8 protein-coding genes and 1 pseudogene are annotated in these 10,693 nt (G+C 35.3%); 7 read left to right on the forward strand and 2 right to left on the reverse strand.

Going from position 1 to position 10,693, the window contains the following annotated elements:
- Positions 1 to 8: 8 nt before the first annotated feature.
- Positions 9 to 2,399 (reverse strand): annotated as a pseudogene (locus HMPREF1052_RS11260) (DNA internalization-related competence protein ComEC/Rec2).
- A gap of 300 nt (positions 2,400 to 2,699) precedes the next feature.
- On the opposite strand from HMPREF1052_RS11260, the gene dksA reads away from it, so the two are divergent.
- The 3 genes from dksA to folK all read left to right on the forward strand — a co-directional run bounded on the left by dksA (position 2,700) and on the right by folK (position 5,288).
- On the forward strand, positions 2,700 to 3,149 hold the full coding sequence (dksA, locus tag HMPREF1052_RS08190) for an RNA polymerase-binding protein DksA (protein WP_005761238.1): 450 nt from the start codon (positions 2,700 to 2,702) through the stop codon (positions 3,147 to 3,149).
- A 301-nt stretch (positions 3,150 to 3,450) separates the two neighbouring features.
- Positions 3,451 to 4,803 (forward strand): polynucleotide adenylyltransferase PcnB, encoded by a 1,353-nt coding sequence (pcnB, locus tag HMPREF1052_RS08195; protein ID WP_005761226.1) that lies wholly within the window; start codon positions 3,451 to 3,453, stop codon positions 4,801 to 4,803.
- On the forward strand, positions 4,803 to 5,288 hold the full coding sequence (gene folK / locus HMPREF1052_RS08200) for a 2-amino-4-hydroxy-6-hydroxymethyldihydropteridine diphosphokinase (protein WP_040596472.1): 486 nt from the start codon (positions 4,803 to 4,805) through the stop codon (positions 5,286 to 5,288). Before pcnB ends, folK begins: the two co-directional genes overlap by 1 nt.
- A 184-nt stretch (positions 5,289 to 5,472) precedes the next feature.
- On the opposite strand, the gene metX is transcribed toward folK, so the two are convergent.
- Positions 5,473 to 6,552, reverse strand: coding sequence for a homoserine O-acetyltransferase MetX (gene metX, locus HMPREF1052_RS08205; RefSeq protein WP_040596465.1), 1,080 nt, complete (start codon positions 6,550 to 6,552; stop codon positions 5,473 to 5,475).
- Between the two features lie 193 nt (positions 6,553 to 6,745).
- Here metX and HMPREF1052_RS08210 point away from each other — a divergent pair, with 193 nt between their 5' ends.
- The 4 genes from HMPREF1052_RS08210 (at position 6,746) to rsxC (ending at position 10,692) form a co-directional block, all read left to right on the forward strand.
- Complete coding sequence (locus HMPREF1052_RS08210; protein ID WP_005761198.1) at positions 6,746 to 7,444, forward strand: SanA/YdcF family protein; 699 nt, start codon at positions 6,746 to 6,748, stop codon at positions 7,442 to 7,444.
- 124 nt (positions 7,445 to 7,568) lie between these two features.
- Positions 7,569 to 8,150, forward strand: coding sequence for an electron transport complex subunit RsxA (rsxA, locus tag HMPREF1052_RS08215; RefSeq protein ID WP_005761212.1), 582 nt, complete (start codon positions 7,569 to 7,571; stop codon positions 8,148 to 8,150).
- 13 nt (positions 8,151 to 8,163) lie between these two features.
- Complete coding sequence (gene rsxB, locus HMPREF1052_RS08220) at positions 8,164 to 8,754, forward strand: electron transport complex subunit RsxB (protein WP_005761195.1); 591 nt, start codon at positions 8,164 to 8,166, stop codon at positions 8,752 to 8,754.
- A gap of 3 nt (positions 8,755 to 8,757) precedes the next feature.
- Complete coding sequence (gene rsxC / locus HMPREF1052_RS08225) at positions 8,758 to 10,692, forward strand: electron transport complex subunit RsxC (protein ID WP_005761218.1); 1,935 nt, start codon at positions 8,758 to 8,760, stop codon at positions 10,690 to 10,692.
- The last annotated feature ends 1 nt before the right edge of the window (position 10,693 follow it).

Here is a 10,693-nt window from a genome sequence, read left to right on the forward strand (position 1 = left end):
TCCAAATATCAATCAGGGATCTTGCCTACAACTTGTTCAAACCAAGGAGAATAGGGATTCCTAGCAGAATCCAATTCTATTTTATCTGGATAAAATAGTAAGGATATTTGCCCCAATATTGCCGTATTATAGACCGCACTTTGATACTGTTTTAATCGTTCTGTGACTACCTTATGAGGAAAATGCCATTGATTCCAACGCCCAGCAGAAATGATTGCAATTCGGGGATGAGTTTTATCTAACAAGGCTTTGCTAGTTGATGTTTTACTACCATAATGGCCAACCTGTAGAACATCTATTTTATCTAATTGAGAAATAAATTGAGTTTCTTCTGCTATATCAGCATCTCCTGTTAATAATAGTTTATGCGAACCATCATCCACTAATAACACACAGGAATGTGTATTTTTTGCTCTTTGTACTATTTGTTTTGGTGCTAATGCCTTAATTTGTAAACCTTGCCATTGAAATTCAACACCTTGTTGGCAAAAAGTGCGGTCAGTTTTGCCATAATTTTGTTGTGATGACATCATTAGCTTGACTTCTGGATAAGCTTGTAACACAGCGCTCGCACCACCTGAATGATCATTATCATCATGGCTCAGAATCAACCAATCCAATTGCAAACCTTGCCTTTTTAGATAGGGAATCACTTCAATTTCTGCCATATTACTTTCTTTCCAGCCTGCACCTGTATCATATAAAATCGCATGTCTATCTTTAATTAACAGATTAGCAAGACCTTGACCTATATCTAAAGTTTCAAATTGCCAATTAGGTTTATTCAATAACTGTAGAGCAAATCCAATAGAAGCGGAAATAACGCCTAATAATGCAATAAAACAAATATTCCGATATAAGATTGGGGATAAACTGCGGTCGGATTTTAAGGAAAATCTTCTAGGTTTTAAGTAATCATATACACCTCGAGGTTGATGCTTTCTCTGATAAACCCAATACATTAGCAAGATAAATAAACCGCCTAGCATGACAGAAACCCAGCAAGCTATGGGATGGCTAATATTGATCCAATAATTTTGAAAAAAACTTAATAATGCGGTGAAATAATCTATTAATTGATTAGCGAGCCACCAACTCGATAATGCGCCATTTGTGAATAAAGCAAAAAGTATCAATGGCACTAATAACAAGCTGAATAAAGGCACGATAAGCAAATTTGCCTAAAATGCAGTTAAAGAAATACCATTAAATATAAATAACTGAATAGGTGTAAATAGCCAGAATAACCCAATTTGTAAATGAATTAATCCTAAAAACCAACGCCACATTCCTTTTATCGGTTGACCTTTCCATTCAATTAAACTCAGAGGGAAAACTTGATACCATAAGATAAGACAAAAAACAGCACCAACGGAAAGCCAAAAGCTACTAGATAAAACCATTAAAGGATCAAACAATAATAAAACCGCAATAACCCGAATAAACAGTTGCCACGGATTATAATGAAATCGCAATAATTTCAAACTGCTAACAACTAGCAAGGCAATAAAGGCCCGTAATGTCGGAATAGCAAAACCTGCCAATCCCGCATAAATAAAAGATAAAACTAATCCGACAATAAGCGGGAACTGAGGTTTAATCAAATGTGTAGGAAGTAAAAACTGAATCCCCTTCCCTAGCATCACACCAATAAACATCGCTAAACCAATATGCAAGCCTGAAATTGCAATCAAATGAGCCGTATTCGTTTGTTGATAAACTTGCCAGACATTGGGCTCTAGCCAAGCTCGCTCACCGAAAGATAAAGCCATCAATAAACCTTGATGAGATAAATTTTGAGTCTGTTCAAAATAATGGTTAAACAATCTTTGCCGAAGAGATAAATTTTCTTCAATTTTGACCGCACTTTTAATACTTGCCCAAGCAGTTATACCATGTGAATAGTACCATTTCTGCTTATCAAAGCCACCTTGATTTAACCTGGAGGAAATTGCCCGTAAGCGTAATTCACCTTGCCAAGTCTCCCCTACTTTTACGGGTTCATTCACACGCCAATTAGCATAAATACGCTGTTCTGGATATTCTGGAGATAATCTCGTGGTAATAATTAAAGTTTGATAATTTTGCTGATGCACAATTTCATTAACGGTAAACTTCGCATTCATTTTTTGTGGAAAATTTTGTACCGCATCAACCTGATGAATTAATAATAATGGTTTGGAATGAATATAAAAAATAATCCCTAGCGCGATAAATAAATAGAAAACAATCCGCCGCCAAAATTGATACTTAAAAACGATAATAATCAGAAATGTAAAGCAACTAAAAAGAATTAGAAAAGCCTTTGTTGTAATTAACAAATCTAAAGGTAAATAAAGTAATAACAAACAGTTAACGATAATAAACAGACAAACTACTTCCAACTTAAAGTAACCCATATTCAATCCATGAATAAAAAAATTCCAATACCAATCTAAAATTAGAAAGAAATGATGTTAACCAGCAAATTTTATTTTCATTTTTGAGGGAAAGATCACAAAAAAAACAAATTAATTAAAATTTTTATCAGTTCAGGTAAATTTGTTTGCCAAATGAGAAAAGTTCTGCTATTTATAACGCCTTTCAAAATACCTATTAAGTTAGTTTTTGTATTTTTGAGTTTAATTTTTCTGATCACTTAAGCAAATGCCAATAAGGTGCAGTTAAATTAAATGGATGATTTATATTAGGAGATCAAAATGACTGCAAATACAAACAAAGCATCTTTAAGCCTTTTAGCTTTAGCGGGCGTAGAGCCTTATAAAGAAAAAGTAGGCGAAGAATATATGAATGAAGCACAATTACTTCATTTCAAAAAAATCTTAGAAGCTTGGCGCAGCCAAATTATTGAAGAAACTAACCGTACGGTTAATCATATGCAAGATGAAGCTGCAAATTTCCCAGATCCCGCAGACCGTGCAACTCAAGAAGAAGAATTTAGTTTAGAATTACGTACAAGGGATCGTGAACGTAAACTTATGAAAAAAATCGAAAGTACATTAAAAAAATTAGAAACAGAAGACTTCGGTTACTGTGATTCTTGTGGTGTTGAAATTGGTATTCGTCGCTTAGAAGCTCGTCCAACCGCAGATCTTTGCATCGACTGCAAAACGCTTGCTGAAGTACGTGAAAAACAAATGGGACACTAATTTAAAAACTAATCTCTTCACTATCTCTCATATACCTCCTATTTAGGAGGTATAGGTATATTTATAAGAGAGCAATTTCTAGAATTATGATTCGCTCCATTTTATTCATATCAAGCGAAACGAGTTTCTAATTTTAGATCAATAAACGAGGCAAATTATTTTAAGTTATATTAAAAACCTGTTTAATAAAAAAATAAATAAACAGGCACATCATCTCAGTCAAACAACGATTAAAACTGAACGAGTAGAAACTAAACTCGAGCAGCCTAAAAAACATACCCCAAAAAAAGTTGCTAAAAATATGCAGAATGCGCAACGTCTGCAAAATAAGCATGCGATTAAAGCAACACAATTAGGCATTAATCCAAGAATGATTAGTAAAAATGCGCTAGCTGTGGTGGAAAAACTTAATCGTAATGGCTATGAAGCTTATATTGTTGGCGGATGTTTAAGAGACTTACTTTTAAATAAAAATCCTAAAGATTTTGATGTAGCGACTAATGCACGTCCCGAACAAATTCAAGCAATTTTCCAACGTCAATGCCGTCTGGTAGGTCGTCGTTTTCGTTTGGCACACATTATGTTTGGACGTGACATCATTGAAGTTGCGACATTCCGAGCAAATCATACCAATATTGCAAATGAAAATGCCTCTAAGCAAAGTGACGAAGGAATGCTATTACGTGATAATGTGTATGGAACATTAGAGCAAGATGCAGAACGTCGAGACTTCACTGTTAATGCACTTTACTATAGCCCTAAAGATAATCTTATTTTTGATTACTTCAATGGTATTGAAGATTTAAAATCTGGAAAATTACGTTTAATTGGTGATCCCGTTACTCGTTATCAAGAAGATCCAGTACGTATGCTACGTGCTATTCGTTTTATGGCAAAATTAGATATGTTCTTGGATAAACCAAGTGAAAAGCCAATTCATGAGTTAGCATATTTATTAAAAAATATTCCACCTGCACGTTTATTTGATGAAAGTTTAAAACTTTTACAATGTGGGTTTGGGGTAAAAACATATAAATTATTGCGTGAATATCATTTATTCGAACAATTATTCCCTGCATTGATGCCATATTTTACAGAACGTGAAGACAGTTTTGCTGAACGTATGATTATGATTGCATTAGCTTCAACAGATGAACGTATAGCTGACAAATTACGGATTAATCCTGCGTTTTTATTTGCTGCTTTCTTTTGGTATCCATTACGAGAGAAAGTGGAAATCTTGAAAAATGAAGGTGGATTAAATAACCATGATGCTTATGCTTTAGCTAGTAATGAAATTCTAGATTTATTCTGTGCAGCATTAGCTGCTCCACGGCGTCACACTAGTGTAATCAGAGATATTTGGTTTCTTCAATTACAACTATTAAAACGTCATGGTAATGCACCTGAAAAAACAATGGGACATCCTAAATTCCGTGCTGCATTTGATTTAATTGCGATGAGAGCCGAAATTGAAGGCGGTGAAACCATTGAATTATCTGCATGGTGGCATGAGTATCAATTGAGTAATGGCGAACAACGCAATATGTTAGTAAAAGAGCAAGATAAGAATCACCCTAAACCGAAGAAAAAATTCTATCGCTCACGTAAGCGTAAACCAAAAAACAAACCTATGGTAAATAATCATCTATGATGAAAGATGCTTTTATTGCTCTCGGGAGTAATCTTAATACCCCCGTAGAACAACTCAAATCAGCATTAAAGGCTATTGATGAGCTAACTGAAACCAAATTAGTAAAAGTTAGCTCGTTTTATCAAAGCAAACCGCTTGGACCTCAAGATCAGCCTGATTATGTCAATGCTGTTGCACAGATAAAAACAAACTTATCAGCATTAAGCTTATTAGATTCTTTACAACATATTGAAAATGAACAAGGTCGAGTAAGATTGCGCCGTTGGGGAGCAAGAACCTTAGATTTAGATATTTTGCTATATGATAATCAAGTGATTAGTTCTGAAAGGCTTACTGTTCCTCACTATGACATGAATAATCGAGAATTTGTTATTGTGCCATTATATGAAATAGCGCCCAATCTAGTGCTACCTAATCAGCAAACACTGATGCATTTAATGAAAAATTTCAAATCACATCAAATGATTATCCTAAATGACAAATAATACTTCTAATTAAAAAATAAATTACAGCTTAGTCATTAAAAGTATATCAGGATGAATCTAGTCCAACATGTTAGTCTACATAGACTTACTAACTGAGTATTTATTTATAACCCTTTAAAATATAAATAGAAAAATGCAGTCAGAGGAATGCATTTTTCATTTATATGATTAAATCAGTTAGCATCTACACTAATCCATTTCTAATTTTTTGTTCGAAAATATCATAGTCCACTAAAAAAGCATCATGCCCATAGTCCGACATAAATTCATAATAATGTAAATCAACATCCGCTTGCTCAAGTAAAGTTTTACTTTTATGTAAATCTGCCACTTTAAATAATTGGTCATTGGTCACTGAAACTAAAGTATATTTTGCTTTAATACGAGATAATGCCTGCTTCATATTTTCAAAGCCAATACTTGGATCATATAAATCTAAAGCTCCCAATAAGTGCAAATAACTATTAGCATCAAAACGAGCTAAGAATTTTTTGCCTTGATAGCTCAAATAAGATTCAACTTGGAAAAAATCTCCCCAAAACTCACCTTCTGTTTTAATTGCACGTCCAAATGCTTTGGCTAATTGAAGATCAGTTCGATAAGTTAACATGCCTATCATACGAGCAATAGACAAGCCTTTATCTGGTGGATTCCCATCATAATAATCGCCATGATTAAAATTAGGATCATTAATAATTGCCTGACGCATCACATGATTAAAACCTATTGCTTCGGCACTAAATGTTAAAGAAGAACAAAGGTTTATCACTCGTGCAACATCATTTGGATATTCTATTGCCCACTGCGTTGCCTGCATTCCGCCAAAAGATCCGCCAATGACAGCATGTAATTGAGAAATATTTAAATAAGTAAGTAAAGCTTTTTGTACGTGAACAATATCTTGAACAGTAATATTAGGAAATTGGCTACCATAAGGCTTTTGAGTAACAGGATTAATAGAGGCTGGGCCCGTTGTACCTTTACAACCTCCTAATACATTTGAGCAAATAAAGAAATATTTAGCCGTATCTAATGCCAGCCCATCGCCCATAAAACTCTGCCACCAGCCTTCAGCATGCTGTTCATTTTTAGATAAATAAGGTTCAGCATCACCTGTTAATGCATGGCAAATTAATACAACATTACTTTTATTCTCATTTAATCTACCATAGGTTTGATAAGCCACTTCAACATTTTCTAGTTGACCGCCTAAAGTGAGTTTTAAAGTGTTTTCGGTAAAGAGCTTAACTATTTTTACTGACATTAAATAACCCATAAATTAAAAAATACTTCTCTGTCTTTGCAGAGTTCAATATAAACTATCTCTAAGCATAAATATTGTCAAGAAATTTTAGACGTTTAGACGTCCAAAATTTATTTATCAAAAATTGCACTTGAACTTAAAAGAATTTTTGATTAATCTCCACTTAACGATTAATCGAGTGAGAGATGTTTAAATGTCAGGATATAAAGGAATACAATCAAACATTGTTTCTTTTCTAGCCCCTTTGAAGCTTCTTATTAAAATTTGTTCTATTCTATTTGCTATCAGTATTCTTAGCTTAATCGCTATTGACCAGGGTATTGCATATTATGTCCGCCATGACGTTTATACTGATATAAATAAACTACCTTATCGTCCTTATGGGTTACTTTTAGGCACATCAAAATATTTTGCTAAAAATACACCAAATTTATTCTATGTTTATCGTTTAGAGGCTGCGGAAAATTTATTTAAATCAGGTAAAGTTAATCACTTATTACTAAGTGGTGATAATCGTACTTTGCAATACAATGAACCTCGAACAATGTTTAAAGATCTCCGACAAAAAGGCATTGAAGAAGAATATCTACATATGGATTTTGCAGGATTCAGAACGCTAGATTCAATTATCCGAGCAAAAGAAATTTTCCACGCCACACCAATGACAATTATTACCCAAAAATTTCATTGTGAAAGAGCTTTATTTATCGCCAAATTCAATCATATTGATGCTATCTGCTATAGTGCAGAATACCCTAAAGACTACCCAATGGTTCGCTTTAGAGAAATCTTTGCTCGAGCCTTGATACTTTGGGAAATTTTTACTGAAAAAGAACCGCACTTTTTAGGTACACCAGAACCTTTACCTTCTCCGACTCAAAATACCCCATAATAAACCTCTATTTAGGGATAAAAATTATCTTGAAAATCTGTTATATTTAGCTGTTAAAATTCTTATTGTTCTAAAATCTTAAAACGAGGATAATAACTCGCTTACTCAAACGAATTACACTGATATGACAGATTATATTTTATTAATTATTGGTACAGCTCTAATAAACAACTTTGTCCTAGTTAAATTCTTAGGGCTTTGTCCATTTATGGGAGTATCCAAAAAAGTTGAAACAGCTATTGGAATGGGGCTCGCAACCACCTTTGTATTAACTGTTGCTTCACTTTGTTCGTATCTCGTGGATACCTATATTTTAGTACCACTAAATGCAACCTTTTTACGTACCCTAGTTTTCATTTTAGTGATTGCTGTTGTGGTTCAATTCACCGAAATGGTGATTAATAAAACTAGCCCTACTTTATATCGCTTATTAGGTATTTTCTTACCATTGATTACAACAAACTGTGCGGTTCTTGGTGTGGCATTATTAAACATAAACTTAGCACATAATCTTACTCAATCTGTTATCTATGGATTTGGAGCATCACTGGGTTTTGCTTTAGTACTAATTTTATTTGCTTCTTTACGAGAAAGACTGGTTGCTGCGGATGTTCCTGTTCCATTTAAAGGTGCATCAATCGCCTTAGTGACAGCAGGACTAATGTCATTAGCGTTTATGGGTTTCACGGGTCTTATTAGACTCTAAGGCAACAAAGCTAATGACAACTTTCTACTACGTTCTTATTGCCATTGCAGTGTTAGCACTTATATTCGGTGCTATTTTAGGTTTTGCATCGATAAAATTAAAAGTTGATGCCGATCCGATTGTCGATAAAATCGATGCGATTCTTCCACAAAGTCAATGTGGACAATGTGGCTATCCTGGTTGTCGACCTTATGCAGAAGCTATTGCCAATGGTGATCAAATCACTAAATGTGTTCCTGGCGGTCAAGAGACTGTCGTCAAAATTGCTGAATTACTTGGCGTTGATGTACCTGATGCTGAATTTGCTGAAGATAACAGCCCTAAAGTTGCTTTTATCAATGAAGATATGTGTATTGGCTGTACTAAATGTATTCAAGCTTGCCCTGTTGATGCCATCATTGGCACCAATAAATCTTTACACACTATTATTCCTGACCTTTGTACAGGCTGTGAACTTTGTGTCGCCCCTTGCCCAACGGATTGTATTGTGATGATAAAAGTTGAAAAAACTGTTGATAGCTGGGATTGGAAAATTAATCCAGATCTCGTTATTCCTGTTATAAATACCACAGATGGTAATAAAAAATTAGTGGTGGGGAAATAACAGATGGCTGATGTATTAACAAGATTTAACTCTGGTAAACTTTGGGATTTTGATGGAGGCATTCATCCTCCTGAAATGAAATCACAATCTAACCAAACACCTATTATTCAAGCCCCACTGGCTGAAGATTTTTATGTGCCTATAAAGCAACATGCGGGCTCTGCGGGTAATTTATTAGTTAAACCAGGTGATAAAGTGCTTAAAGGTCAGCCCCTCACCCAGGGTGATGGTTTACGAGTATTACCTATTCATGCGCCAACCTCAGGAACGGTAATCGATATTGCGCCTTATATTGCTGCACATCCATCGGGTTTATCTGAATTAGCCGTGCATATCCATGCTGATGGTAAGGATCAATGGCGTGAGCAAAATCCAATTGAAGATTTCCTCACACAAACGCCTGAAACTTTAATTGAAACTATTTATCAAGCAGGGATTGCAGGGCTTGGTGGTGCTGTATTCCCAACTGCGGCGAAAATAGACTCTGCTCAAAAACAAGTTAAATTACTGATTATTAACGGAGCTGAGTGCGAACCTTATATTACCTGTGATGATCGTTTAATGCGAGATAACCCTGAGGAAATCATTGAAGGGGTTCGTATTCTACGTTATATCTTGCGCCCAGAAAAAGTGGTTATTGCTGTTGAAGATAACAAACCAGAAGCTGTAGTTGCACTTAAAAATGCATTACATGGGGCTAATGATATGGAAATCCGAGTCATTCCAACAAAATATCCTTCAGGTGCCGCAAAACAATTGATCCAAGTATTAACAGGTATGGAAGTGCCTAGTGGTCAACGTTCTTCAAGTATTGGTGTATTGATGCAGAATGTTGGAACTGCCTTTGCTATTAAACGTGCAATCATTGATGATGAGCCGTTAATTGAACGTGTTGTTACTTTCACTGGTGATAAAATTCCCAATAAAGGTAACCAGTGGGTTCGCTTTGGTACCCCTATTTCATTCTTACTAAAAAATGTAGGTTACGAATACGATGAACGCTTACCAGTTTTCCTCGGTGGACCAATGATGGGCTTAAGCTTATCTAACCTTGATGCACCTATCACAAAATTGGGTAACTGTGTTTTAGCACCAGATCATTTTGAATATGATCACAAAGCGGAAGAACAAGCTTGTATTCGCTGTTCTGCTTGTTCTGATGCCTGCCCCGTACATTTAATGCCTCAGCAGCTCTATTGGTATGCCCGTTCAGAAGAACATGAAAAATCTGAAGAATATCATTTAAAAGATTGTATCGAATGTGGATTATGTGCCTATGTTTGCCCTAGCCATATTCCATTAATTCAATATTTCCGCCAAGAAAAAGCAAAAATTTGGGAAATTAAAGAGAAAGCTAAAAAAGCAGAAGAAGCTAAAGTTCGTTTTGAAGCAAAACAAGCCCGTATGGAACGTGAATTGCAAGAACGACAAGAACGTTCAAAACGTGCAGCAGAAGCTCGCCGGGAAGAATTAGCGAATCAAAAAGGTATCGATCCAGTACAAGCAGCACTTGAAAGATTAAAAGCCAAAAAAGCAGATATTACGACTAAACCAACAATTTCTAGCATGAAAACGATTGTCTCTGAAAAAGGTGAAATCTTACCTGATAACTCAGAGATAATGGCATTACGCAAAGCTCGTCGTTTAGCTCGTCAACAAGCTGAAAAAGCAGAAAATATTGGTTCAGAAATAAACTCAATTAATACAGAAAACTCCCCGACTGATGATAAAAAAGCCGCGATTGCTGCAGCATTGGCTCGAGCTAAAGCCAAAAAACAGGCGAGTCAAGGCGCTAGTGAGCAATCAGAAGTCTCCCAAACTGCGGTGCAAAATACAGAAATTTCTACGGCTACTGAATCAACAGAAATGGATCCTAAAAAAGCGGCGATTGCTGCTGCCATTGCCCGTGCTAAAGCGAAAAAACAGGCGGCTCGCTAGT

This window comes from Pasteurella bettyae CCUG 2042, assembly GCF_000262245.1.
GTDB lineage: Bacteria > Pseudomonadota > Gammaproteobacteria > Enterobacterales > Pasteurellaceae > Basfia > Basfia bettyae.

Coding starts and splice junctions, on each gene's coding strand:
- metX (WP_040596465.1), bottom strand. CDS start 6,552: ATGTCAGTAAAAATAGTTAAGCTCTTTACCGAAAACACTTTAAAACTC.
- HMPREF1052_RS08210 (WP_005761198.1), top strand. CDS start 6,746: ATGTCAGGATATAAAGGAATACAATCAAACATTGTTTCTTTTCTAGCC.
- pcnB (WP_005761226.1), top strand. CDS start 3,451: ATGCAGAATGCGCAACGTCTGCAAAATAAGCATGCGATTAAAGCAACA.
- dksA (WP_005761238.1), top strand. CDS start 2,700: ATGACTGCAAATACAAACAAAGCATCTTTAAGCCTTTTAGCTTTAGCG.
- folK (WP_040596472.1), top strand. CDS start 4,803: ATGAAAGATGCTTTTATTGCTCTCGGGAGTAATCTTAATACCCCCGTA.
- rsxB (WP_005761195.1), top strand. CDS start 8,164: ATGACAACTTTCTACTACGTTCTTATTGCCATTGCAGTGTTAGCACTT.
- rsxC (WP_005761218.1), top strand. CDS start 8,758: ATGGCTGATGTATTAACAAGATTTAACTCTGGTAAACTTTGGGATTTT.
- rsxA (WP_005761212.1), top strand. CDS start 7,569: ATGACAGATTATATTTTATTAATTATTGGTACAGCTCTAATAAACAAC.